This is a genomic window from Halomonas sp. THAF5a (assembly GCF_009363755.1).
GTDB lineage: Bacteria > Pseudomonadota > Gammaproteobacteria > Pseudomonadales > Halomonadaceae > Halomonas.
Genome location: NZ_CP045417.1, coordinates 3,303,498 through 3,326,384 on the forward strand (window position 1 = coordinate 3,303,498; position 22,887 = coordinate 3,326,384).

Here is a 22,887-nt window from a genome sequence, read left to right on the forward strand (position 1 = left end):
GCGCCCCCTGCCCCAGGGAGGCGCTCGTTGCGCTCTTGCTCAAGGAGAACGCCATGTTACGTGCCTATGCTGCGCTCGCTGCGCTTGGCATCATCTGGGGCTCGAACTTCATCTTCATGAAGTGGGCCACCGATGTGATCTCGCCGACACAGACGGTATTCCTGCGTGTGCTGTTCGGCTTCCTTCCCCTGGCCCTGGTGGCCTGGCGAGCCAGGGTCCTGACGCGTGATCAGTTGCGCCATCTGCCGCACTTCGCGGTCATGTCGGTGCTGGCGACGACCTTCTACTACTACGGCTTCGTGGCCGGTACCGCGCGGCTGCCATCGAGCATGGCCGGACTGCTGAGCGGTTCGATCCCTATCTTCACCTTCCTCTGCGCCGTCCTGTTCCTGCGCCAGGATCGCCCGACCGGCCAGATGGCGGCCGGCGTTGCCCTGGGCTTCATCGGCATTGCGCTGAGCGCCCGTCCCTGGGAGGGCACCGAGGGTGTCGCGTTCACCGGGGTCCTCTGGATGCTGGCCGGGACGCTGAGCCTAGGGGTGTCATTCGTCTACGCCCAGCGGTTCCTGTCGCCGCTGCAACTGCCCCCGCTGGCCCTGGCGACCTGGCAGACGGGGCTCGCCCTTCTGACCCTGCTGATACTGACCAACTTCGACGGCATGACGGCCATCGCGGGAGACCCACGCGCCCTGTTGGGCGCCGTCGTCGGCCTGGGCATGCTGGGCACCGGCGTGGCCTTCTTCACCTACTACTTCATCATCGAAAGGCTCGGCTCCGTGCAGGCCGCAGGCGCCACCTACATCGCGCCGCTGGTGGCCGTGATCATCGGCGCCGCGGTCGGTGAGGACATCACCGTCCCCCTCATCCTCGCGCTGGGCCTGATCCTGGGGGGCGTGGTGCTGATCCAGACGGGCAAGCGCCGCAACGCCTCTGCGCCCATGCCGTACCAGGCCAAGGAGTAGGGGCGACCCTGGCGGCGTTCCATCGCAGGCGCCAGCAGGAGGCAGCAGCTTGCCGGCCGGACAGGGTGACGTACCGGACACAAGGCCGTGGACCGGACGCCTCGTCGCCTGACGAGATGCCGAACGCCCCACCGGATTGTCAGCCCTGACCGAGGGACCATCCGCCACCGGCTTGGCAGGCTCAACGCGCAAAGGCTCACCACGGGGGTGAGCCTTTTCTCTCGACGCTTGCCGCCTCGAATATCGACGGCTGGAAGGGTTACATGTTGGCTGCCTCGAGGGCCACGAGGGTCTCCTCCAGCAGCGCTTTCAGCTCCGCCACCTCCTGTTCGAGCACTTCCACCTTGCGCTCTTCGAGGGCCGTGTCGCTGCGCTGCTCGATCTTCTGCATGCGCTCCTGCAGGGTGGCAGAGTCCATGGCGTAAGCGGTGCCGGCGACCAGCATGGAGGCCATTACGGCAGAAAACATCGTCTTGGTCTTCATCTCATTCTCCTTGGTATCACGGGGACGTTCATCTTTGCCCATGAGGGATGCGTCAATGTCAGTCACACTTCTTTTAACAACCGAACAACCGTCTTGCCTGCTGGGTTTCGAACTCCCTCCTCCTGCCTTTCGCCTCAACCCGCCAGGTTCTCGCGCACGGCCGGGGTGCCACCCTGCTCGCCCTGCGCTTCGCCAACGGCCCTCCAGGCGGCGCCGGTAATGGCCAGTGACACGCCCAGCAACACCAGGTCCTTGGCCAGGAAACCACCGAACAGTGACGGATAGGGCAGCGTATTGCCTGACAGGCTGCTGACGTGGAGCACGCCCGGCGTGGTCAACAGGAAACTCGCCGTGGTCAGGAAGATGACACTGGCCAGCGCCCCGCCCACCAGGCCTGCCTTCTTCGACACCGGGTAGGCCGCCAGGAGCAGGCCGACCACGATCTCGACGGTCCCGATAACGGCGGACACCTGCTGGACACTGGCAAGGCCATAGAGCCAGGACATCAGCGGGGAACTGGCCACGATACCCTGGATAGCCGCGGCTTCATCCGGGTGATACTTGAAGACGCCGATCCACAAGAGAATGGCCACCACGCCATACAGGGCCACGTAAAAACCCGCTCGAGACAGGATGTCGCGATTCATGTCTTGCTCTCCACTTAGAGATTTTCGTGAGGTCATTGAAACCATGTCCGCCGTATTGAAGGCCCGCGCCTTCCACATATTCGCCTGAACGATCGCCTGGAACTTCATCGCGCCCCGGCCTGCTGCCAGGCCCCTGACCCATCGCCAGGCCGGTGCCGATCAGCGCTGCGCCCTGCAAGGTGGTACTTGGTGTCATGCGACACCTTGCCCTTACAGCTCCCCCCATATTTTTTCGTCTCTCCTGCCATCTCAGCCGTCGCCTTTCCCGTCTGGAATGTCTCTTGTCAAGGCATCGCTTAACCGAGTGTCCGGACTTCGTCACCTTCGCACGCTCCCCCTTACACGGCGCCTCCATCTCGGACGTACGACCGCATGGACGCCCCCTGTAAAAGGGAAAGCGCCCCAGGAAGATCGGGCCTTGTTCCGGGCGAGCGGTGGTCAGGGACTGCAGCGTCGGATCGGGAGGGGAGAAGACGTGGCGGGAAGAGCGGCCCGGACGAGGGCCAGGGCCGGCAGGCGGATCACCGACGCAACGCGCCGCCGATGTCGCCCAGGCGCTCCTCTCTCGGCGTGATGCCGAAGTGGTTGCGGTAGGCAGTGGAGAAGTGGGCCGCCGAGGAGAACCCGGTCAGCAGGGCGATCTCGCCGGCGGGATGATCGCTCTCGCGCAGCAGGCGACGCGCCCGCTGCAGGCGCAGGTCCAGGTAGTAGCGACTGGGCACCGCCTGGAGGTACTTCTTGAAGAGTCGCTCGAGCTGGCGCCGCGAGATACCCAGGTGCTCGGCCAGCTCGTGGGTGGTCAGCGGCTCCTCGATATTGGCCTCCATCAGCGACACCGCATCGGCGAGGCTCTCCGGGGCGTGGCCGAGCCGCGAGCGCAGCGGCATCTGCTGAGGCTCGTCGCCCATGCGGATGCGCTCCAGCACGAAATGCTCGGAGATGCGCTCGGCGAGCCGCGGGCCGTGCTGGCTGCCGACCAGGGTCATCATCATGTCCATGGCGGCGGTCCCGCCGCCGCAGGTCAGGCGGTCGCGGTCGATCTCGAAGAGCTGGCGCGAGAGACGCACCTGGGGGAAGTCGTCGGCCACGGCGTCGAAGCGCTGCCAGGGCAGCGTGGCCCGATAGCCGTCGAGTACCCCGGCCCGGGCCAGCACCTCGGTGCCGCCACCGATGCCGCCCAGCAGCACCCCGGCGCCGGCGAGGCGGCCGAGCCAGTCGACCAGCGCCTCGGGCACGCGCCCGGCGAGCGGCCCGGGGGCGCACACCAGCAGCAGGTCCAGCGGGTCATCCACCTCGCCGAGGGCGGCCTGGGGCATCAGCGCCTGCTGGGAGGCGCTCGCCACGGGGCCCACCGCGGTGGCGAAGGTGGTCAGCCGATAGAGCGGGCGCCCCTCCAGCCGGTTGGCCACGAACAGCGGCTCGGTGGCGCAAGCCTCGGCCAGCAGGGAGAAGCCGGGCAGCACCACCACGCCGACGTGGCGGGTCAGCGACGTCGGGCGTGGCGTTGAAAGGGAGTCGGGCATGCGGATCTGGCCTTGGGTCGGCGCCGGCAGGCACGGGGAACGACCCTATCTTACCCAAGGCCGGGCGGGATCCACAGCCCCGCCGTCGGGGACGAGAGGGGCTAGGGACCGTTGCCGCTGAGCAGCAGCATGGCCGCCACGGCGAGACCGAGGATCACGATCACCAGGGGCAGCACGCGGGGGAGCGCGCCGGGCGGGCTCTTGGCCTCGGGCTGCTCCGCGTCCGGCTCGGGATGCTCGTAGTCCTCGGGCTGGCTCACTTCCTTGAGATGCTTGAGTTCCTCTTCCGGCGTCTTGCTGTCGTCGCGGGTATCCATGGCACGCCTCCTTCGCTCTGGCAACGATCCCGCGCCCTGCACGCCGCTCGAAAGCACGGGTCCTACAGGTTCACGACATCGAAGTCGGCCACCGGGTTCACATCGGCGTCGTAGTCCACGTCGTCACGCTCGAAGCCGAACAGCTTCAGGAAGTCGTGCTTGTAGCCGGCGTAGTCGGTGATCTCGAAGAGGTTCTCGGTGGTCACCTGGGGCCACAGGTCCTTGCAGGCCTGCTGGACGTCGTCACGCAGCTCCCAGTCGTCCAGGCGCAGGCGGCCGGCCTCGTCGGTCGCGGCGCTGCCCTGCCCGTCACCCAGGTAGAGCCGCTCGCCGAACAGGCGGTTGAGCTGGTCGATGGTGCCCTCGTGCAGGCCCTGCTCCTTCATCACCCGGTAGACCATGGCGATGTAGAGCGGCATGACCGGGATGGCCGCGCTGGCCTGGGTCACCACGGACTTGAGCACCGCCACGTTGGCGCCGCCGCCGGTGGCCTTGAGACGCGCGTCGATCTCGCCGGCGGCGCGATCCAGGTCCTCCTTGGCCTTGCCCAGGGCGCCGTGCCAGTAGATCGGCCAGGTGATCTCGGTGCCGATGTAGCTGAAGGCCACGCTCTTGGCGCCCGGGGCCAGCACGCCGGCACGATCCAGGGCCTCGATCCAGAGCTCCCAGTCTTCGCCGCCCATCACCGCCTTGGTGTCCTCGATCTCCTGCTCGGTGGCGGGCTCGACCTCGGCCTCGATGATGGCGTCCTTGTTGGTGTCGATGGCGGTGGCGCGGTAGGTCTCGCCGATCGGCTTGAGGCTGGAGCGCTTGAGCTCGCCGCTATCGGGGAGCTTGCGCACCGGCGAGGCCAGCGAGTAGACCACGAGATCCACCTGGCCGAGGTCCTGCTGGATCAGCTCGATGGCCTTCTCGCGGGCCTCGTGGCTGAAGGCGTCGCCGTTGATCGACTTGCTGTAGAGGCCTTGCTGCTTGGCGAACTTGTCGAAGGCCGCGCTGTTGTACCAGCCGGCGGTGCCGGGCTTCTTCTCGGTGCCCGGCTTCTCGAAGAACACGCCCAGAGTGTCGGCGCCATAACCGAAGGCCGCAGTGACGCGCGCCGCCAGGCCATAGCCGCTGGAGGCACCGATCACCAGCACCTTCTTCGGGCCGTTGGCCTTGTCCAGGCCGCGGGCGCGGGTCGCCTCGATCTGCTCGAGCACGTTCTGCTCGCAGCCGACGGGATGGGTGGTGGTGCAGATGAAACCGCGAACCTTGGGCTTGATGATCACGACAGACCTCGTTTTTGCTGGCGGACCCGAGGGCCGGAAACGGCCGGCGGGCTCGAATGAGTGGCACGCACGCCTGCGGCGTGCCGGAGTGGGCCACATTCTAGCGGCAAGGGCGCCGGCTGTCCGCCCTTGAGGCGACCGCCCGGCTGGTGCAGGATGCCAAGCGACGCCCGAGCGGCAAACCTGGCAGGAGTAGAGTGGATGGATGCGCAGACCCTGGTCGACGAGCGCGGCGAGCTGTGGCTCGCGCTGGCCCCGCTGTGGCTGGAGCGCGAGCCCCGCGAGACCGACTACGCGCGGATGATCGCCGAGATCGAACGCCACGCGCTGAGCCTGCGCGACCTGGAGTGGATCTTCCGCCTGGAGCTCGCTCCGGTGATGGCCCGCCATCAGCTGTCCGTGGCCGGCGAGTGGCGCGCCTTCGACGACTACCGGCTGATGCAGCAGCTGGTCTCCCACAACCTGCGGCTCACCGGCTGGCGGCGCAAGAGCTGGGCGCTGTTCTCGGGGCTGACCACCATGATGACCCGCCACCGCTGGAACGAGCTGATCGCCCGGCTGATGGTGGAGCGCGGCGAGACGCCCTGACCGCACGATGACCCGACTCGGCCAGGGGGCTGGAACGCACGGAAAGGCCGGCAGATGGTGAAGCGCGGCGTGACGACCATGACTCTGACACAGGGGGCCGGCGTCAGGGCTCGTCCAGGGCCCTCTCCAGCGCCGCGCGCAGCGCCACCTCGCCGTCGCGCGGGGAGAAGCGCCGGATCACCCGGCCGTCGCGTCCGACCAGGAACTTGGTGAAGTTCCACTTGATCATCCCGGTGCCGAGCACCCCCGGCGCCTGGCGCTTGAGCTCGACGAACAGCGGATGGGCGCCGTTGCCGTTGACCCGCACCTTCTCCATCAGCGGGAAGGAGACGCCGAACTCCTGCTCGGCGAAGCGGCTGAAATCCAGCGCCGACTCCGGCGACTGACGGGCGAACTGGTTGCAGGGGAACGCCAGCACGGTGAAGCCGCGATCGCGATAGCGCACATAGAGATGCTCGAGGTCGCGCAGCTGCGAGGTGAAGCCGCACTGGCTGGCCACGTTGACGATCAGCAGCACCTGGCCCCGCAGGGCGCGGAGGTTGAAGGGCTGGCCGCCCTGGGTGCGACAGTCGTGATCGTGAAGGGTCATCAATCGGGCTCGCTCGTTGAGCCTCCTACGATGCCACGCCGGTTTCCCGGGCGCCAGTCCCGCCCTATCCGCCGCGTCGCGGCCTCGGCAGGCGGCGGCGCACCTCGGCCGCCCGCCGCGACAGCCGGCGCCGGCGCGCGGCCCGCTCCGGCGCCTCGAGCGGGGCGTAGGCGAGTCGCTCGAGGTCGTGGGCGCAGTCGTTGAGGGCGCGGCCCGCCGGGCCGGCCTCGAGGGCGATGCGCCGCAGGTGGGCGGCGGGCGACTCCCCGGGCATCGCCGCCCATCCGCGACGGGCCAGCCAGGCCTGCAGGGCGCCGACCAGGCGTCGCTCGTCCCGCCGACGCCGCCAGCGCACCACGCCCAGGCGCACCAGCAGCGCGGCGCCCGCCGCCAGCAGCAGCAGCGCCGCCAGCCCCAGGGTCGTGGCCAGCACGCCGCGCCCCGGCAGCCAGGTCTCCAGCCGGGCCCAGAGCGCCCGCCAGCCCTCCGTCAGCTGCGCCAGCAGCGAACGTCGCGACTCGCGCTGATAGCCGATCACGCCGCGCTGCCAGCGATATTCCAGCCGCTCCCAGCCCAGGCGCAGGCGGTTCGCCCAGCCCACGTCACGCAGGCGCAGCGCCGAGAACCGGGCGTCGGCCAGGAAGGCCTCGCCCCCCGCCTCGACCGCCTGGGTGCCCCGGTCGATACGCTCCGGCGCGATCACCGCCGTGGGGTCCAGGCGCTGCCAGCCCCCCTCGCGCCAGACCTCCACCCAGGCATGGGCGTCGTAGTCGCGCACCGTGTAGTGGCCATCGGGGTGGCGCTCGCCGCCCAGGAAGCCCGCCACCACCCGTGCCGGAATGCCCGCCATGCGCGCCATCACGGCGGCCGCCGAGGCGTAGTGGCTGCAGTAGCCGGCCCGGGTGTCGAACAGGAAGTCGTCGACGCGATCGCTGCCGCCGAGCCGCGGCGGCGAGAGCGTATAGCGATAGGGCGCTTCGCCGAAGCGCGCCATCATCGCCCGGAGGTAGGCGTCCGGGTCGCCGCCGCTGTCGCGCCAGAGCCGCTCGACCAGCGCCCGGGTGCGGGGGTTGGCCTCCACCGGCAGCAGGCGGTGCCAGCGCGACCCGGCGGGATCGGGATGGGCCGGCGCCGCACCGCTGCTCTCGAGCCTGAGCAGCGCGCGGGAGCTCAGGGCGGCGAGTCCCTCCAGGGTGCCGTCGCCCAGGTAGCGCTGGGGCTGGCCGCTGGCGAGCGGCGCGCCCAGGGAGGGGCGCCAGGGGCGGCTATCGGGCTCCAGCAGCAGCTCCGCGCGAAAGCGCGTCCCGCCTGGCGCCTGCCAGGGCGTGCGCGTACCGACGCCGGCGAAGGCCTCGACGGGGCGCTCCAGGGTCGCGGCGAGCTGCTCGGGCGAGGCCCGCGACCAGCGGACGCCGTCGAAGTGCGACAGGGTATAGACCCGCCAGTAGCGCTCCCCCGGGGCGGGCTCGGGCCCCTCGAAGCGGGCGCGAAAGGCGCGGTCGGCGCTGCGCGAGAGCTCGGCGATGTCGCCCGGGGCGATCGTGTCGGAGAGCCCGGTGGCGGCGCGGTCCAGCTGCGGCATGCTCCACAGCGGCCCCAGGCGCGGGAAGGCGACGAACAGCAGTGCCATCAGCGGCGCTGAGAGCGCCAGCAGCCAGGCCGCCTCCCGCCATGCCTGGCGAGGGTCGCGCCCCCCGGCGAGCCGTACCAGCGACTGCAGCAGCCAGGCGAGCGCCAGCAGCGCCCCGATGGCCATCGGCACGCCCTGGTCATGAAGGAAGGCCACGACCGTGGCGATCAGGCCGATCATCACCACCACCCGGGCGTCGCGACGGTCCTCGGTCTCGAGCAGCTTGAGCAGATAGACGCCGAGCAGCAGGCCGATCAGGCCATCCATGCTGCCGAGGGTGCCGTACTCCCAGCGCAGCGCCAGCACCAGGCCCCCCACGGCGGCGATCCGCGTCACCACGCCGACCCGGGGCAGGCCGCGACGCCACTGCCACCCGCGAAAGCCGGCCACCGCCAGGGCCAGCGCCGCCAGCCAGGCGGGCATCCAGGCCAGATGCAGCGCCAGCACCAGGCACTGGCCGAGGAAGAGCTCGCGCAGCAGCGCGGGCTCCAGGCGCCGCGACGAGCGCCCCCCGGGTGGGCCCGCCGCCGGGCGAGCCGACCTCACCCGGCGCCCTCCCCGGTCGGCGGCGCGAAACGGGCCAGCGCATCCAGCGCCCGACGGCGCTGGCCGTCGCCCTCCCCCTGGGCCAGGGTCAGGCCCGGCAGCCGCAGGCCGAAGCGCTCCCCGGCACGGTGGAGGGTGAGCACCCGGGCACAGAGCAGCGACAGGCGTCGCTCCGGGGTACCGTGGCAGGCGTCGTAGTCGAGCCAGCATTCGCGGCGGGGCGGCGCGCTGAACTGCTTGGTGGCGAGCACCCCGCTGCGGCTCCACTGCTTCCAGGCCACCTGGCCGGGACTGTCGCCGGGCTGGAAGCGGCGCAGCCCGGCGAAGTCGCCGGCCGCCTCGTCGGCGTCCCGACGGCGCCCCGACGGCGCCTCCTCCTCCAGCGGGCGTGGCCAGACCAGCAGCTCGGCGTCATGGCTCACCCAGGCCACCACGCGCACCAGCCCCAGCGGCCAGCGCGTCTCGAGACGAAGCCAGGGCAGGGCGAAAGGGCCGCGAGTGGGCGTCGGAAGGGAAAGCTCGGCCTCCCCGACGCCGTCGGCGACCTCCAGCCAGGCCTCGGCGCCATCGACGCGCAGTTCGAGGGCCGTGCGCGGGCGGCGGGCCCGCACCACCACGCGAAGGCGCGCCTCGCCGCCGGCGAAAACGTCCCGGGGCAGGTGCAGCGCGGGCGTGACCCCGAGCAGGTTGAACCAACCGCGCAGCAGCGCCACCACGGCGATGGCGAACAGCCAGAAGGCCAGGGCATAGGCCAGGTTGTTCTGATAGTTGATGCCGAACAGCAGCAGCACGACCACCAGGGTCGCCCAGCCCAGGCCGAAGCGCGTCGGGATCAGGAACAGCCGCCGCTGGGGCAGCGGCGCGTCGACCGGGGTGGCCAGGCGTCCCCGCCACCAGCGGCGCAGCCGCTCGCGGCGGACGTCACGGGCCGTCCCCTCGGCCATCGCGCTCACCCCATCACCGACACGCGGGTCAGCAGGTGTCGCGCCAGGGCCTCGCCCTCCTCCCGCGGCCCGTTGCTGAGCCGGTGGCCCGTCACCGGCACCCATACCGCCTGGACGTCCTCGGGCAGCACATGGTCGCGCCCCTCGAGCAGCGCCCAGCCCCGCGCCGCCTGGAGAAGCGCCAGCACCCCGCGGGTGGAGAGCCCCCAGGTGGACTCGGGCCGCTCGCGGCTGGCCGCGGCCAGCGCCTGCACATAGTCGAGCAGCGCCTCGGCCACGTGGATGTCGTCCAGGCGCGCCTGCCAGGCGCGCAGCCGCTCGGCGTCGAGGAGCGCCGGCAGCGCGGCGAGCCGTCCCCGCCCGGCCTGGCCGCGCAGGATCTCGCGCTCGGCCCGGGGATCCGGATAGCCCAGCGAGAGGCGCATCAGGAAGCGGTCGAGCTGCGACTCCGGCAGGGCGAAGGTGCCGGCCTGCTCCTGGGGGTTCTGGGTCGCGATGACGAAGAAGGGATCCGGCAGCGCCCGGGTCTCGCCCTCCACGCTCACCCGCCCCTCCTCCATCGCCTCGAGCAGCGCGCTCTGGGCCTTGGGCGTGGCACGGTTGACCTCGTCGGCGAGCACCAGGCCATGGAAGATCGGCCCCGGGTGGAAGCGAAAGCGCCCCTCCCGGGGATCGAAGACCGAGACGCCGAGCACGTCGGCGGGCAGCAGGTCGCTGGTGAACTGCAGGCGCTGCATGTCGAGCCCGACGACCCGTGCCAGGGCCTGGGCCAGGGTGGTCTTGCCCTGGCCCGGCAGGTCCTCGATCAGCAGGTGGCCGCGAGCCAGCAGGCAGCAGAGGGCCAGGCGTACCTCCCGGGGCTTGCCGAGCACCACCCCCTCGAGGGTGGCGAGCAGGGCGTCCAGATCATCGAGCTGCGCGGGGCGGTTCATGACCCGGCCTCGAGCGGGGCGCCGAGCTCGCCGGCGGCCCGCAGCGCCTCGACCGCCTGGCGGGTGTCCGGGGTGATGTCCTCCAGGGCCAGGGCATCGTCGGGCGCCAGCCAGAAGGCGTCGGCCACCTCGTCGGCCTGCAGGGTCAGCGGCCCGTCATGCTCGACCAGGAAGACGCTGCCGAAGATGTGGTTGCCGCGCTCGGCGTGCACGAACTCCAGGGCGTGGCGCAGCGGCACCCCGCGGATGCCGAGCTCCTCGGCAAGCTCACGGCGCGCCGCCACGTGCACCGCCTCGCCGGCCCCGACCACGCCTCCAGCGGCCAGGTCCAGCCCGCCGGGAAAGACTTCCTTGGTCAGGGTGCGCCGCTGCACGCAGAGCTCGCCGCGGGCATTGCGCACCACGATGTAGGTGGCGCGGTGCCAGAAGCGAAAACGTCGCATGGCGGCCCGGGGGGCGCTCCCGCAGGGGCGGTTGCGGGGATCCACCAGCTGGATCTGCTCGTCGGCGATGATGGGCTCGGGCGGCGCATCGGCCGGGGAAGGCTGGGCGGTCATGGGGGACTCCGATGAAGTTGCCTTCAGCCTAACCAGTCGCGGCCGAGGCGTCACGCCATGCGTTGACCACCCCGGGGGCGCCGACCATGCTCAGGCAAGGCCCCTCTCGCGGAGCTCGACCATGCCCGATGCCCCCGCCCGCACCCGCCTCGCGACCCATGTGGTGACCAACCAGCCCGCCCCGCCGGGCGACCGCGACCTGCTCAAGGAGGACGCCCCGCTGGGCGAGGCGCTGGCGCGGGAGGCGCCGGCCTGGGTGGGCCAACGCCTCGCGCCCCTGGGCCGCGAGGTCGGCAGCGCCGAGGTCCAGGCACTGGGCGAGGACGCCAACCGACACCCGCCGGCGCTGCGCCTGTTCGACCGCCATGGCCGCCGACTCGACGAGGTGCACTACCACCCCGCGTATCACGCCTTGATGCGCCTCGCCATCGACCATGGCTGGCACGCCGTGGCCTGGCAGGAGGAGGGACGCGGCGGCCACCAGGCCCACGTCGCCGCCCTCTACCTGCTGACCCAGGCCGAGCCCGGATTCTGCTGCCCGATCACCATGACCCACGCCACCGTGCCGGCGCTGCGCCAGGCACCCGAGATCGCGGCCCGCTGGGCGCCGGGCTTGCTCGCCTGGGACTACGATCCCCGCGTACGGCCGGCCAGCGAGAAGCGCGGGCTGACCGTCGGCATGGCGATGACCGAGAAGCAGGGCGGCAGCGACGTGCGAAGCAATTCCACGCGAGCCGAGGCCCTCGTCACTTCCACGCGAGCCGAAACGAGCCTGGACGGCTGGCGGCTGACCGGCCACAAGTGGTTCTGCAGCGCCCCGATGTCCGACGCCTTCCTGACGCTGGCCCAGACCGAGGCGGGCCTCTCGTGCTTCCTGGTGCCGCGCTTCACGCCGGACGGCGAGCGCAACGCCATCGAACTGCAGCGCCTCAAGGAGAAGTGCGGCAACCGCGCCAACGCCTCGGCGGAGATCGAGTACCGCGGCGCCTGGGCCAAGGCGATCGGCGAGCCCGGGCGCGGCATCGCCACCATCCTGGCGATGGTCCAGCAGACCCGGCTCGATGCCGCCACGGCCCCAGTGGGCATGATGCGCCAGGCCCTGGTGGAGGCCTGGCGGCACGTGCGCGAGCGTCACGCCTTCGGCCGCGCCCTGGCCGAGCAGCCGCTGATGCGGGTGCTGCTGGCCGACATGGCCGTGGAGGTGGAGGCAGGCCTGGCGCTTTCGCTGCGTGCCGCCCGGGCCTTCGACGGCGCGGCCCGCGGCGAGGCGAGCGAGGCCGCCCTGGCCCGGCTGCTGCCGACCCTGGCCAAGTACTGGCACAACAAGCGCACCCCCGCCTTCATGGCCGAGGCCATGGAGTGCCTGGGAGGCATCGGCTACGTGGAGGAGGCGCCGCTGGCCCGGCTCTACCGCGAGGCTCCGGTCAACTCGATCTGGGAGGGCTCGGGCAACGTGATCTGCCTGGACCTGCTGCGGGTGCTGGCGCGCCATCCGGCGTCGCTCGAGGCCGTGCGCGAGGAGGTGCGCGCGGCACGCGGGCGCCAGGGCGATCTCGATCGCGCCTGGGCCGGCCTGGAGGCGGAGCTCGGCGCGGCGCCGGCGACGCTCGAGCCCCGCGCCCGCTGGCTGGCCCAGCGCCTCGCCCAGTGCCTGCAGGGGGCGCTGCTGCTGCGCCATGGCCCGCCGGCGGTGGCCGAGACCTTCTGCCGCTCGCGGCTAGGCGGCGAGGCCGGCCCGGCCTACGGCGTGCTGCCGGGGGACGCCCCGCTGGCGGCGCTGCTGGCGCGGATCGGCGACTGAGCGCGGGCCAGCGTCAGGATGTCGCCGGCGGGCATCGGCCGCGCCAGGCCGAAGCCCTGGGCGTGGGTACAGCCGAAGCGCTCCAGGAGCGGCAGGCAGGCGAGGTCCTCGATCCCCTCGGCCACCACGCGGATGCCCAGCCGGCGCCCGAGCAGCGCCACCGCCTCGACGATGGCGGCGTCCTGGGGATCCTCGAGCAGGCGGCTGACGAAGCTGCGATCGACCTTGAGCTCGCTGATCGGCAGCAGCTGCAGCCGCGCCAGGGACGAGAAGCCCACCCCGAAGTCGTCCACCGAGACCTCCAGGCCGCTCAGGTGCAGCCGGGCGGCCACCTCGCCGCCGAGCAGCTCGTCCTCCATGGCCGCGGTCTCGGTGATCTCCAGCACCACCGGTGCGTCGCCGAGGGAGCGGCGCCCCTCGCTGACCAGCGCCAGCAGCTCCGGGCACGTCAGGTCGTCGGCGGTAACGTTGACCGACAGCGAGAGCGAGAGCCCCGCGCGGCGCCAGTGCTGGGCATCCTCCAGGGCCAGCTGCAGCACGCGGCGGGTCAGGTGGCGATTCTGGTCGGGGGTCAGCAGCGGCAGGAAGCGGCCCGGCACCAGCAGGCCCGCCACGGGGTGGGCCCAGCGCACCAGCGCCTCGACGCCGCTCAGGCGACCGGTGGAGAGATCAAACTGGGGCTGGTAGTGGAGGGTGATCTCCTGGCGGGCGAAGGCCTGGTTGAGCTCCTCGAGACGACACGGCGGGAGGGCATCGGGCTCGCCGCCCGCGGCCTGGTCCTCGAGGCGCCGGCGCAGCTCACCCAGGCGCATCGGCTTGCCCAGCGAGGGCAGCATCGCGAGCCCTAGCGCCTGGCCCAGCCGCTCGGCGATGCGCACGATCTTGCGCTCCACCCCGCTGAGCAGCAGCACCCGGCCGCGGTAGCCGCTCTCGGCGAGCCGGCGCAGCATGGCGAAGCCGTCGTGCTGGCCGAACTCGAGGGCCATGATGACCAGGTGTGGGCGGCGCGCCACGACCTCGCCGATCAGGTGCTGGCCCTGGCGACAGTAGCGAGATTCCATGCCCAGAGCACGCAGCTGCAGGGAGAGCGTGGCGGCGGCATCGGGGTCTTCCTCGAGCACCACCACCAGCCGCGAGGCCTGCATCGTCAGATCGTTCATCCAGGAGGATTTCCGCCAGAAGACTCGTACCCAGCCTATCAGCAAAACGCCTGACTCAACGGTTCAAGGCGCATCACGCCAATCAACGTTGTGCCTCCACCAAGCGACTGAGCCAGGGGGCTCGATCGATGCAGACGCCACATACGCTCAAGCGACGCGGCCGATCGGCCCCTCAGCCCAGCGGTCCCGCCACCACCCGCAGCGCCAGCGCCAGCAGCAGCACCCCGGTGATGCGATTGAGCCAGTGGGCGCGGGCCTGCAGCCAGGGCAGCACCCGGGAGTGCGACAGGCCCACCGCCACCAGCACGTACCAGCCGGCATCGATGACCATCGCCGTGCCCACCACCAGCGCCTTGGCCGCGAGGCTCATCCCCGGCGTGACGAACTGGCTGAGCAGCGCGATGAAGAAGAGGATCAGCTTGGGGTTGGCCAGGGCCACCAGCATGCCCTCCCGAGCGGCCTGGCGGCGGCTGGTGGCGCGGCCCGCGGCCTCCAGGGCGCCTGCCCGGCCGGCGCGCAGCGCCTGGATGCCGAGCCACGCCAGGTAGGCGGCCCCCGCCCAGGTGATCGCCTGGAACAGCGTCGGCAGGCGCACGATCACCGCGCCCAGCCCCCAGACCGTCAGGAGGGCATAGAGGCCCACGCCCAGGGCATGGGCGAGCGCCGCCGTGACGCCCGGCACCCGCCCGCCGCCCAGGGTGTGGCGCAGCACCATGGCGAGGCTCGGGCCGGGCGACATGGCGCCCATGGTGCAGACCGCCGCCAGGGAGAGCCAGAGGGAAAACGGCATGGTGATCTCCATCGTCGAAGGGGCCGTCTCAGCGGTGGAACTGGCCTTCCCGCTCGGGTTGCCAGAGGATGGCGTCGATGCGCAGCCGCGATTCGCGACCGCCCGGCAGCGGCCAGGCGATGGTATCGCCGATGCGCAGGCCGAGCAGCGCCGCGCCCACGGGCGCCATCACCGAGATGCCATCCTCCGTTGTGCTCAGCGCATGGGGATAGACCAGGGTGCGGATGATCTGGCGGTCGCGGTCCAGGTCGGTGAACTGCACCTGGCTGCACATGCTGACCACGTCCTCGGGGACCTCTTCCGGGTCGACGACCTCGCCCCGCGCCAGCTCCTCCTCGAGGGCCTCGGCCACCGCCAGGGTGTCGTGATCGGCCGCATCGATGAGGCGCTGCAGCCGCTCGGCATCGAGCCGATTGATGATCAGGGGGGGACGCATGGTCATAAGGCCTCCAGGACACCGTCAACGTTGATTGCACGCTTTCGGGGTTGCCAACGAAAACAGTCCTCCGCCAGGGAAAGGCGAAGGACTGTGACAGGGCTACTCTACGCCATCCCGTCGGGCGGCGACAGCCCCCACCGGGGCGGCCACGCGGGGACTGCAGCCCGGGCGATCGGGGCGTTACACTGGTCGGACACTCGCACGGAGAGCGCCCATGACGGTTCGCACCCTGGCCCTCGCCCTGCTGATCGCCGGCGCCCTGCTGCCGGTCATCGGCTGGCATACAAGGAGCCCCATCGCCTTCGTCGGCCCCGCCCTGCTGCTGCTCGGCGGCCTGCTGCTGTGGACGGGCAAGCGCCATGGCCGGTGAGGCGGCCGAGCCGGAACCCACTGGAGGCGACCTGAGCCGGCTGCTGGCGCGGGTCCAGCAGGCGGGGCGCCACGCCGAGAGCGTGAGCCTCGAAGCGATCCTCGACAGCCTCGGGCGTCGCTCCTTCGCCCCCTTCCTGCTGGTGGCGGGGCTCGTCACCCTGGCGCCGCTGATCGGCGACATTCCCGGCGTGCCCACCCTGATGGCGATGCTGGTGGTGCTCGCCGCCGTGCAGTTGCTGGCCGGCCGGGAGCATATCTGGCTGCCGTCCTGGCTGCTGCGCCGCCGGGTCTCCCGGGCGCGCTTCGTCGCGGTCGTCCGTTGGATGGAGCGGCCGGCGCGCTGGGTCGACCGCCTGCTCAAGCCGCGCCTGACGCTGCTCATTCGCCGGCCGGCGCACCTCCCCGTGGCCCTGACCAGCCTGCTGATCGCCCTGGCCATGCCGCCCATGGAGGTGGTGCCCTTCACCGCCAACGGCGCGGGGCTCGCCCTGACGCTGTTCGCCCTGGCCCTGCTCGCCCACGACGGCCTGATGGCCCTGCTAGGCTATGTCCTGACCTTCGGCACCCTGGCCCTGGTCATCGTCGGCCTGGCCTGAGCCCCCCCTCGCGACGGCACCCCGCGCCTCGGAGCCCCCATGAACGCCTCTCATCCCCTCGCCAAGCGACGCCTCAAGCGCGGTCTCGCCCTCGCCGCGCGGCTCGGCTATGTCGCCAAGGGCGTCGTCTACCTGCTGGTCGGGGGCCTGGCCGTGCTGGCCGCGGCCGGCCTGGGCGGCGGCCATGCCGGCACCAAGGCGGCCATCAACCAGCTGGCCCATCGCCCCTTCGGCGATGCCATGCTGGGGCTGCTCGGCCTCGGGCTGTTCGCCTATGCCCTGTGGCGGCTGCTGCAGGCACTGGTGGATACCGAGGAGGTCGGCCGCGGTCTCAAGGGGCTGGTCACCCGCCTGGGCTTCACGATCAGCGGCGTTCTCCACGCCAGTCTCGGCACCTACTGCCTCGACCTGCTGCGCCATGCGGCGATGGAATCGGGCGAGGCCGCGGCGCAGGACCGCACCGCCCTGCTGATGAGCCATCGGGGCGGCGTCGTCCTGGTCTTCGCCGTCGGCCTGGTGTTCCTGGGGATCGGCCTGCGCCAGCTGTGGCGTGCCCTGGCCCGCACCTACCTCGGCAACTGGCATCACCGACAGATGAGCACCGTTCAGCGCCGCCTCTTCGAGGGCATCACCCGCTGGGGCCTCTCGGCCCGCGGAGTGGTCTTCATGATCATCGGGCTGTTCCTGTGCATCGCCGCCTGGCGGACCGACCCCAGCGAGGCCCAGGGCCTGGGCGGGGCCCTGGCCGTGCTCGCCGCCCAGCCCTTCGGCCCCTGGCTGCTCGGCGCGGTGGCCCTCGGGCTCTTCAGTTATGGGCTCTACTGCCTGATCAACGCCGGCTTCCGGATGACCCGCATCGACTGAGCGGGCTGGCCTGGCGGCTGGCGAGGGCAGGACATGGCCTGCCAATGCGTGCCTATGTCCCGAAAAATCATGGCATTTAGATGTAACAGCAGCGCAACGGATCCAGCACGCCCAACGGCATAGCGCCTCTGGCAACTCTGATGAGCACAGTCAAGATGGACTGCCGTATCAACCGTTTACGGCAGGCAGGTATTTGATGCTTGCATAGCCTCTCCGAAAGGCCTAATACAGAAGAACGAGCCGACCGATAATTCAGGCTTCTGGCGCGGACCCTACACCAGGAAGACGCATCCATGCTGAATGAGCACATCCCTATATATAGAAACCTGATCCAGATCCCGACCTCCGCGTTGCGTATTGGCATGTACGTTGCACAACTCGACAGACCCTGGCTCGAGACCCCTTTCACGCTGGAGGGGCTCTTGATCAGAAACCAGAACGATATAAAGAAGATAAAAAAGTACGCCAGCACGGTCTACATTTCCGTTGACGAGTCTTCTACGAACATCGTTCATTCAAGCGCCTCGCTCCCCTATACAAAAAAACGTGTCGACACCAAGACCAACAAAGGCCTGCCTTACGAGCCATCAAGCAACCCCATTCCCATAAGGAAGGAAATACAAGAGATAGGAAAAGAGCATGCCGACGCAAAAGGAATGATCAAGAACCTGATGAGCGACAGCCAGAACTGGCACAACAACCTCCCCAGAGCCAAGGAGGTCGTAAAGTCATTCGCACAATCCATTATCAGAAACCAGAATGCGCTCTACTGGCTCACCAGAATAAAGAACAAGAACGAATACACCGCCGAGCACTGCTTGAACGTCGGGATTCTAGCGATGCTATTTGCCAAGCATCTCGGTTGGGAGATGAAAAACATCGAAGAGGTGGGGCTGGCAGGGATGCTCCATGACGTGGGAAAAATGAGCATCCCCGCAGAGATTCTCGATAAGCCTGAAAGGCTCAGCGACGCAGAATTCGACATCATAAAGAATCATGTCCTGGAAGGTTATAAAATACTGAGCAGAGACAAGACATTGCCGGAAACGGTGCTAAGAACAAGCAGGGATCATCACGAACGAATAAACGGAGCAGGGTATCCCTACGGAAAGAAAGGTGACGACATCTCGGATGAGGCCAAGCTCATCGCCATCGTTGACACCTACGATGCCATCACAAGCGAGAGGGTCTACAGCCCAGCCCAACCACCCACTGAAGCATTAAGAATCATATACGAAGAATCCGGAGAGCTCTTCGACAAGTTCCTGGCCGTCAAATTCATCGAATGCATTGGCATATACCCTCCCGGCTCAGCCGTTCAGCTTGACACCGGAGAAACTGCCATCGTCGTCGAGCAGAACCCCAAAAGAAAGCTCCTTCCCAAAGTATTCATTCTGCCGAGCAGCGGAAAACAACATCTCTGCAACGGAACACTGCTGGACTTAAGTCAACAAAAACACCATGGGAACAGAAAGATAAACCGGGCTCTTTCGGAGCCCCAAAATCCAGACGACATCGAAGAGATATTCAACTTTCTGAAAGCCGACGAGTGCCAGACCTAGAAAGCTTGTCACAAGGTCAGATGACGAGGGGCGTCCAAATTGGACTCTTGGCCCCTGACGTCAAGCAGGCACTCGACATTTCGAGCACGACGGTGGGAGTCGAAGGATCAGCCGGACTCTATCCGAAGAGGTGTCAGATGGCCGCGAAGGACAATACGAGGCACCGGAAGAAGCAGGCAGGGCGAGTCGATGCCCTTGATGCAAGGCGCTGGGTGCGAAACCTGCAATGAGGCAGCATGGGGAAGGCAGCCATGGAACCTGCTTGGCTGGTACCGGCGGTCGGACTCGAACCGACAAGAGGTTGCCCCCGGCGGATTTTGAATCCAAACAACCACTTACTGACAATGCCGAAAAAACAGATTTTCCTAAAGTGTCACACCTAACTGTGGACTATCGTCATCGTAGGCCACGCAAACAACCGCCATAACCTGCTGACCACGCTCTCTCACGAGCAGGAGAAGTGCTGACCGTGGTCCGAGTTCCTGAGCCCACGGCCATCATGACCTTTCCCCCAGAAACCGGCCCACCCAATGTGAGATTTCCGCTACGTTTACCCTGATAGCCGGAGATCTCGCGATGAAGCGTAATCGACACACCGAAGAGCAGGTCATCACCATCCTCAAGGCCCATGAGCGCGGCGTCTCGGTGGCCGAGCTGGCTCGGCAGAATGGCGTCACCGAGCAGACCATCTATCGCTGGAAGGCCAAGTACGGCGGTATGGAGGTATCAGAGGCCAAGCGTCTGCGGGAGCTGGAGGCAGAGAACGCCCGCCTGAAGAGGCTGCTGGCGGAAAGCGCTCTCGACAATGCTGCTCTCAAGGAGATCGTCTCGGGAAAGTGGTGACGCCCGAAGCGAAGCGGCGGGCGGTAACGCATCTGGTGACAGGCGGCTGGCTCAGCCAGCGACATGCCTGTCGATTGCTGGGCCTGCCACGATCGGTGGCCCGCTACCAGGCGATGCCGCGTGACGATGAGCCGCTTCGGGCGCGACTGAACGCCTTGGCGACCTGCTACCCCCGCTACGGCTACCTGTTGCTGCACGCACTGTTGCGTCAGGAGGGCCTGGTGGTGAATCGCAAGCGAACTTACCGGCTGTACCGTGAGGCTGGGCTTCAGGTCCGCACCCGGCGGCGCAAGCGACTGGTGCGGCCAAGAGCGCCGATGCCGTGTCCAGACAGGACCAACCAGCGCTGGTCGATGGACTTCGTCTCAGATCAGCTGGCCTCGGGGCACCGATTCCGCGTGCTGAACATCGTGGACGACTTCAGCAGAGAGTGTGTTGGTCAGCTGGTGGACACGTCCATTTCCGGGCGTCGCTTGGCCAGGTTCCTGGACGAGGTCGCGCAACAGCGCTCGCTGCCTGCCTCGATTGTCTGCGATAACGGCCCCGAGCTGACCAGCAAGGCGATGTTCTTTTGGGTGCGTGAGCGGAAGGTCACGCTGGCCTTCATCCAACCGGGCAAGCCGACACAGAATGTCTTCATCGAGAGCTTCAACGGCAAATTCCGGGATGGCTGTCTCAATCAGCACTGGTTTCTGAGCCTGACCGATGTCCGACATGAAATCGACCAATGGAGAGCCCACTACAACCATGTCAGACCGCACAGCTCGCTGGGCTATATGCCGCCCGTCGCCTATGTCCAGCGGTGTGCATGAAGGGGCGGTTTCTCACATTGTGGGTGGACCTAGATTAGGGGGAAGGTCAATCACATTCCGGCCTGCACCGCATGATCAAGCGGAGTGAGGTGCCAACGCTCGCCGAGCTGGCCCGACAAGATACCGAAGATGATGAGATGGACCGGCACAAGCCTTCAATCCATAACTAAAAGGCCTGCCCCCTTTACAGTACAGGAGTCAGGCCTTGCGCCGGACGAATGAACCGTCCAACTATTGAGTGTCAGTTAAATATCTTGCCCCCTTCCACGATAGTTTGGATTAATTACTAGAGTGAGACTCAATCTCGCTCATCATGCTTTCGAGAAGAGCAATGCCTTCTTCTCCATACTGCTCTTCAATAACTTCACGAACAGCAGGCTGGCTGGTTTCAATGAACTCGTCACGGGCCTCTTGACTAAGTGTGTTGATCTCCATGCCATTCTCTAGCTTCGGAAGGCCATTGTCGGAAGCTTCAATAATCCGCGACATGGAACGCCCGGCATCGACGGCAATCTCCGAGGCCCAGTCAATGACTTTTTGATGTTCATCCGAGAGGCTGGCGTAGAAATCATCATTGATCAGCCACACATAGGGGGTGATCAAGTGATTGCTGATGGTGAGGTAGTCCTGAACTTCTTCGAAGTTGGCGAAGGAAGTCTGCTGGATGGGATTCATCTGGCCGTCGGCGACACCAGTCTGTAGCGCCGTATAGACCTCAGACCACGCGAGCGGTGTCGCCCGAGCGCCCAAGGCATTCGTCATGGCCTCGTGGGTCGCGAGGGTCATGGTGCGGATACGCAGGCCGTCCATGTCCTCAATTGACTCGATGGGACGCTGTGAGTTGGTAAACTGGAAGAAGCCACCACTGTCCATCAGTCCGATGACCTTAAGACCTGAGGTTTCTTCCTCGAGGTCGGTTGCCAGTTGCTGGCCAAAGTCACTGGACAGGTCGATAACATCGGTGGCCACCCCAATGTTGGGGAAAGCGAATGGAATGTCAAAGATACCGATTCGCGGATAGTGTTCGGCCACGCCACCTGCAGAGGAAATCGACGACTCGACGATCCCCTGACCGACTTGGTTGATGGCGTTGGCGTCATCCCCCAACTGACCCGACGGGTAACCCTCGACCTTGATCTCGCCATCGGTGGCCGTTTCCACAAGCTGCTTGAAGACAGCCACCATGGCAGCGGAATGACTGCCGGTGGGATCGGGCGGATTCAGGTGAGCGATACGCAGGGTAGTGGCTGCTTGAGCAGATAGGCTGCCGACCATTGTCATGGTGAGGGTAGCCGCGGCAAGAGTCTTGAGTTTGTTATTAGCCATGTGTACTCCTTGATAGGCCAAGCGTCCGAGCTAGCTAGCCAGCTAGCCCGAGCAGTCGTGGGATGAACAGTGAGATCGACGGCCAGTAGGCGGTGACGACCAACACTAGTAGCTGCGCCAGAATGAATGGCCACAGCGATCGCGTAATGGCCTCGATGCGTTCTCCGGTTACCGAGGCCAGGACGAACAGGCAGGCGCCGACAGGCGGCGTCATCAGCGAGATGGTCAGTGAGAGGATGATGATCATGCCGGCATGCACCGGTTCGAGGCCGATAGCGAGCGACAGCGGTGCCAGCACCGGGGCCAAGATGATGAGCGCGGCATTGATGTCCATGAAGAGGCCGATGAACAGCAGCAAGGCCAGTATCATGCCCACGATGACCGCGGGGTCTTCGGAGATGGACAGGAAGCCATCGGCGATCAGCTGGGGAATCTGGTTGAAGGTCATCCACCAGCCGAGAATCGACGCCGAGGCAATGATCAGGAAGATGACGCCGGTGATCAGGGCCGTGCGCGCCAGCATGTCATACAGATCCTTCCAGCTGATGTTGCGATACACCACACAGCCCACGAAAAGTGCGTAGAAGACGGCCAGGGCCGCGGCCTCGGTGGGCGTGGTAATGCCCGTCAGGATGGCGCCGAGTATGAACACCGGCAGGATCAGAGCGAGGATGCTGTAGCGGAACTCCCTCAGGATGCGCGCCAGGCTCGGGCCGCGGTCATCCTTGGGCAGGTTGAGCCGGCGCGCCGTGGCCGCGATTAGGCACATGCATACCAGGCAAAGCAGCAGTCCAGGGATGATACCGGCAGCAAACAGACCGGCAATGGAGACACCCATTAGGGAGCCATAGATGATCGCCAGGGTGGAAGGCGGGATGATCGGGCCGATGATGGACCCGGCCGCCGTGACGGCACAGGCGTAGGGGCCGCTGTAACCAGCCTTTTTCATGGCGGGCACCAGGGTGTTGCCAAAGGCAGCGGCATCGGCCGTGGCCGAACCGGTTAGGCCTGCGAACATCACGGACGCCAACATATTGGAATGGGCCATGCCGCCCCGAAGCCAACCGACCAGTGCCTGGGCAAAGTTCACGAGATTCATGGTCAAGCCAGACCGGTTCATGATTTCACCGGCCAGGATAAAAAACGGCATGGCGAGGAAAGGAAAAAGGTTAAGTCCCGAGAAGAAACGATCGGGCACCATGGCCAGGAAATGGCCGCCTCCCATATCAAGAATACCGACCATGCCTGCGACCCCAAGAACGATACCCACTGGCATGCCCAAGAGGAGGAGGCCGAAGAAAGCGCTTGCGACAATAACCATCGTGGAGTCTC

General features: G+C 67.6%; 23 protein-coding genes and 1 pseudogene. 9 read left to right on the forward strand and 15 right to left on the reverse strand.

Annotated elements, in window-relative coordinates; translation table 11 throughout:
• Positions 1–53 precede the first annotated feature (53 nt).
• Entirely contained in the window at positions 54–962 is a 909-nt protein-coding gene (locus tag FIU83_RS14920; protein ID WP_152484776.1) for a DMT family transporter, read from the forward strand.
• A gap of 259 nt (positions 963–1,221) precedes the next feature.
• Here the strand turns inward: FIU83_RS14920 and FIU83_RS14925 are convergent, their stop codons facing one another.
• The 5 genes from FIU83_RS14925 to fabV form a co-directional block, all read right to left on the reverse strand.
• Complete coding sequence (locus FIU83_RS14925; RefSeq protein WP_152484777.1) at positions 1,222–1,446, reverse strand: hypothetical protein; 225 nt, start codon at positions 1,444–1,446, stop codon at positions 1,222–1,224.
• A 134-nt stretch (positions 1,447–1,580) separates the two neighbouring features.
• Complete coding sequence (locus tag FIU83_RS14930; protein ID WP_152484778.1) at positions 1,581–2,093, reverse strand: DUF417 family protein; 513 nt, start codon at positions 2,091–2,093, stop codon at positions 1,581–1,583.
• Positions 2,094–2,614: 521 nt separating this feature from the next.
• The gene (locus FIU83_RS14935; RefSeq protein ID WP_172976098.1) at positions 2,615–3,616 is read right to left on the reverse strand and encodes a GlxA family transcriptional regulator; all 1,002 of its coding nucleotides are present in this window, start codon (positions 3,614–3,616) and stop codon (positions 2,615–2,617) included.
• Positions 3,617–3,717: 101 nt separating this feature from the next.
• On the reverse strand, positions 3,718–3,933 hold the full coding sequence (locus FIU83_RS14940; protein ID WP_152484779.1) for a hypothetical protein: 216 nt from the start codon (positions 3,931–3,933) through the stop codon (positions 3,718–3,720).
• A gap of 62 nt (positions 3,934–3,995) precedes the next feature.
• Complete coding sequence (gene fabV / locus FIU83_RS14945) at positions 3,996–5,204, reverse strand: enoyl-ACP reductase FabV (protein WP_152484780.1); 1,209 nt, start codon at positions 5,202–5,204, stop codon at positions 3,996–3,998.
• A 201-nt stretch (positions 5,205–5,405) separates the two neighbouring features.
• Here fabV and FIU83_RS14950 point away from each other — a divergent pair, with 201 nt between their 5' ends.
• Positions 5,406–5,792: a hypothetical protein gene (locus FIU83_RS14950; protein WP_152484781.1), complete on the forward strand. Its 387-nt coding sequence runs from the start codon at positions 5,406–5,408 to the stop codon at positions 5,790–5,792.
• Positions 5,793–5,895: 103 nt separating this feature from the next.
• On the opposite strand, the gene FIU83_RS14955 is transcribed toward FIU83_RS14950, so the two are convergent.
• From FIU83_RS14955 to FIU83_RS14975, 5 genes are all read right to left on the reverse strand, one after another.
• Positions 5,896–6,381: a glutathione peroxidase gene (locus tag FIU83_RS14955; RefSeq protein ID WP_152484782.1), complete on the reverse strand. Its 486-nt coding sequence runs from the start codon at positions 6,379–6,381 to the stop codon at positions 5,896–5,898.
• Between the two features lie 64 nt (positions 6,382–6,445).
• Entirely contained in the window at positions 6,446–8,557 is a 2,112-nt protein-coding gene (locus FIU83_RS14960) for a DUF3488 and transglutaminase-like domain-containing protein (protein ID WP_172976099.1), read from the reverse strand.
• Complete coding sequence (locus FIU83_RS14965; protein ID WP_152484784.1) at positions 8,554–9,501, reverse strand: DUF58 domain-containing protein; 948 nt, start codon at positions 9,499–9,501, stop codon at positions 8,554–8,556. Before FIU83_RS14965 ends, FIU83_RS14960 begins: the two co-directional genes overlap by 4 nt.
• Before the next feature lie 5 nt (positions 9,502–9,506).
• The gene (locus tag FIU83_RS14970) at positions 9,507–10,433 is read right to left on the reverse strand and encodes a MoxR family ATPase (protein ID WP_152484785.1); all 927 of its coding nucleotides are present in this window, start codon (positions 10,431–10,433) and stop codon (positions 9,507–9,509) included.
• A complete protein-coding gene (locus tag FIU83_RS14975; protein WP_152484786.1) occupies positions 10,430–10,990 on the reverse strand; it encodes an NUDIX hydrolase in 561 nt (186 codons plus the stop codon). Before FIU83_RS14975 ends, FIU83_RS14970 begins: the two co-directional genes overlap by 4 nt.
• 121 nt (positions 10,991–11,111) lie before the next feature.
• Between FIU83_RS14975 and FIU83_RS14980 the strand changes: the two genes are divergently transcribed.
• Positions 11,112–12,791 (forward strand): acyl-CoA dehydrogenase family protein, encoded by a 1,680-nt coding sequence (locus FIU83_RS14980; RefSeq protein ID WP_152484787.1) that lies wholly within the window; start codon positions 11,112–11,114, stop codon positions 12,789–12,791.
• On the opposite strand, the gene FIU83_RS14985 is transcribed toward FIU83_RS14980, so the two are convergent.
• The 3 genes from FIU83_RS14985 to rnk all read right to left on the reverse strand — a co-directional run bounded on the left by FIU83_RS14985 (position 12,731) and on the right by rnk (position 15,183).
• The gene (locus FIU83_RS14985) at positions 12,731–13,951 is read right to left on the reverse strand and encodes an EAL domain-containing protein (protein WP_152484788.1); all 1,221 of its coding nucleotides are present in this window, start codon (positions 13,949–13,951) and stop codon (positions 12,731–12,733) included. The two genes, FIU83_RS14980 and FIU83_RS14985, sit on opposite strands and share 61 nt — an antisense overlap.
• 172 nt (positions 13,952–14,123) lie before the next feature.
• The gene (locus FIU83_RS14990; protein WP_152484789.1) at positions 14,124–14,741 is read right to left on the reverse strand and encodes a LysE family translocator; all 618 of its coding nucleotides are present in this window, start codon (positions 14,739–14,741) and stop codon (positions 14,124–14,126) included.
• A 28-nt stretch (positions 14,742–14,769) separates the two neighbouring features.
• Entirely contained in the window at positions 14,770–15,183 is a 414-nt protein-coding gene (gene rnk / locus FIU83_RS14995; protein ID WP_152484790.1) for a nucleoside diphosphate kinase regulator, read from the reverse strand.
• 211 nt (positions 15,184–15,394) lie between these two features.
• On the opposite strand from rnk, the gene FIU83_RS17495 reads away from it, so the two are divergent.
• The 6 genes and pseudogenes from FIU83_RS17495 to FIU83_RS17665 form a co-directional block, all read left to right on the forward strand.
• Positions 15,395–15,550 (forward strand): hypothetical protein, encoded by a 156-nt coding sequence (locus tag FIU83_RS17495; protein ID WP_172976100.1) that lies wholly within the window; start codon positions 15,395–15,397, stop codon positions 15,548–15,550.
• On the forward strand, positions 15,540–16,148 hold the full coding sequence (locus FIU83_RS15000) for an exopolysaccharide biosynthesis protein (RefSeq protein ID WP_152484791.1): 609 nt from the start codon (positions 15,540–15,542) through the stop codon (positions 16,146–16,148). The genes FIU83_RS17495 and FIU83_RS15000 overlap by 11 nt, the downstream gene beginning before the upstream one ends.
• A gap of 39 nt (positions 16,149–16,187) precedes the next feature.
• On the forward strand, positions 16,188–17,012 hold the full coding sequence (locus FIU83_RS15005; RefSeq protein WP_152484792.1) for a DUF1206 domain-containing protein: 825 nt from the start codon (positions 16,188–16,190) through the stop codon (positions 17,010–17,012).
• 293 nt (positions 17,013–17,305) lie between these two features.
• Complete coding sequence (locus FIU83_RS15010) at positions 17,306–18,574, forward strand: HD-GYP domain-containing protein (protein WP_152484793.1); 1,269 nt, start codon at positions 17,306–17,308, stop codon at positions 18,572–18,574.
• 576 nt (positions 18,575–19,150) lie between these two features.
• Positions 19,151–20,229 (forward strand): IS3 family transposase gene (locus FIU83_RS15015; protein WP_152484794.1). Its coding sequence is split into 2 segments (ribosomal slippage): positions 19,151–19,406 and positions 19,406–20,229, totalling 1,080 coding nucleotides; the frame shifts between segments, so codons are not numbered across the junction.
• Between the two features lie 50 nt (positions 20,230–20,279).
• Positions 20,280–20,384, forward strand: a pseudogene (locus FIU83_RS17665) (IS481 family transposase); the annotation flags it as partial.
• Positions 20,385–20,508: 124 nt separating this feature from the next.
• Here the strand turns inward: FIU83_RS17665 and FIU83_RS15025 are convergent.
• Positions 20,509–21,555, reverse strand: a complete 1,047-nt coding sequence (locus tag FIU83_RS15025; RefSeq protein WP_216645039.1) for a DctP family TRAP transporter solute-binding subunit — start codon at positions 21,553–21,555, stop codon at positions 20,509–20,511.
• Positions 21,556–21,589: 34 nt separating this feature from the next.
• Entirely contained in the window at positions 21,590–22,876 is a 1,287-nt protein-coding gene (locus FIU83_RS15030) for a TRAP transporter large permease (RefSeq protein ID WP_152484795.1), read from the reverse strand.
• Between the last annotated feature and the right edge of the window lie 11 nt (positions 22,877–22,887).

Excerpts from the sequence above, each read along its gene's own strand:
- FIU83_RS14925 (WP_152484777.1), bottom strand. The coding sequence starts at position 1,446 with ATGAAGACCAAGACGATGTTTTCTGCCGTAATGGCCTCCATGCTGGTC.
- FIU83_RS14940 (WP_152484779.1), bottom strand. The coding sequence starts at position 3,933 with ATGGATACCCGCGACGACAGCAAGACGCCGGAAGAGGAACTCAAGCAT.
- FIU83_RS14950 (WP_152484781.1), top strand. The coding sequence starts at position 5,406 with ATGGATGCGCAGACCCTGGTCGACGAGCGCGGCGAGCTGTGGCTCGCG.
- FIU83_RS14920 (WP_152484776.1), top strand. The coding sequence starts at position 54 with ATGTTACGTGCCTATGCTGCGCTCGCTGCGCTTGGCATCATCTGGGGC.
- rnk (WP_152484790.1), bottom strand. The coding sequence starts at position 15,183 with ATGACCATGCGTCCCCCCCTGATCATCAATCGGCTCGATGCCGAGCGG.
- FIU83_RS14985 (WP_152484788.1), bottom strand. The coding sequence starts at position 13,951 with ATGAACGATCTGACGATGCAGGCCTCGCGGCTGGTGGTGGTGCTCGAG.
- FIU83_RS15025 (WP_216645039.1), bottom strand. The coding sequence starts at position 21,555 with ATGGCTAATAACAAACTCAAGACTCTTGCCGCGGCTACCCTCACCATG.
- FIU83_RS15005 (WP_152484792.1), top strand. The coding sequence starts at position 16,188 with ATGAACGCCTCTCATCCCCTCGCCAAGCGACGCCTCAAGCGCGGTCTC.
- FIU83_RS15030 (WP_152484795.1), bottom strand. The coding sequence starts at position 22,876 with ATGGTTATTGTCGCAAGCGCTTTCTTCGGCCTCCTCCTCTTGGGCATG.
- FIU83_RS14970 (WP_152484785.1), bottom strand. The coding sequence starts at position 10,433 with ATGAACCGCCCCGCGCAGCTCGATGATCTGGACGCCCTGCTCGCCACC.
- FIU83_RS14955 (WP_152484782.1), bottom strand. The coding sequence starts at position 6,381 with ATGACCCTTCACGATCACGACTGTCGCACCCAGGGCGGCCAGCCCTTC.
- FIU83_RS14930 (WP_152484778.1), bottom strand. The coding sequence starts at position 2,093 with ATGAATCGCGACATCCTGTCTCGAGCGGGTTTTTACGTGGCCCTGTAT.
- FIU83_RS14935 (WP_172976098.1), bottom strand. The coding sequence starts at position 3,616 with ATGCCCGACTCCCTTTCAACGCCACGCCCGACGTCGCTGACCCGCCAC.
- FIU83_RS14990 (WP_152484789.1), bottom strand. The coding sequence starts at position 14,741 with ATGCCGTTTTCCCTCTGGCTCTCCCTGGCGGCGGTCTGCACCATGGGC.
- FIU83_RS14975 (WP_152484786.1), bottom strand. The coding sequence starts at position 10,990 with ATGACCGCCCAGCCTTCCCCGGCCGATGCGCCGCCCGAGCCCATCATC.
- FIU83_RS15010 (WP_152484793.1), top strand. The coding sequence starts at position 17,306 with ATGCTGAATGAGCACATCCCTATATATAGAAACCTGATCCAGATCCCG.
- FIU83_RS14980 (WP_152484787.1), top strand. The coding sequence starts at position 11,112 with ATGCCCGATGCCCCCGCCCGCACCCGCCTCGCGACCCATGTGGTGACC.
- FIU83_RS14965 (WP_152484784.1), bottom strand. The coding sequence starts at position 9,501 with ATGGCCGAGGGGACGGCCCGTGACGTCCGCCGCGAGCGGCTGCGCCGC.
- FIU83_RS17495 (WP_172976100.1), top strand. The coding sequence starts at position 15,395 with ATGACGGTTCGCACCCTGGCCCTCGCCCTGCTGATCGCCGGCGCCCTG.
- FIU83_RS15000 (WP_152484791.1), top strand. The coding sequence starts at position 15,540 with ATGGCCGGTGAGGCGGCCGAGCCGGAACCCACTGGAGGCGACCTGAGC.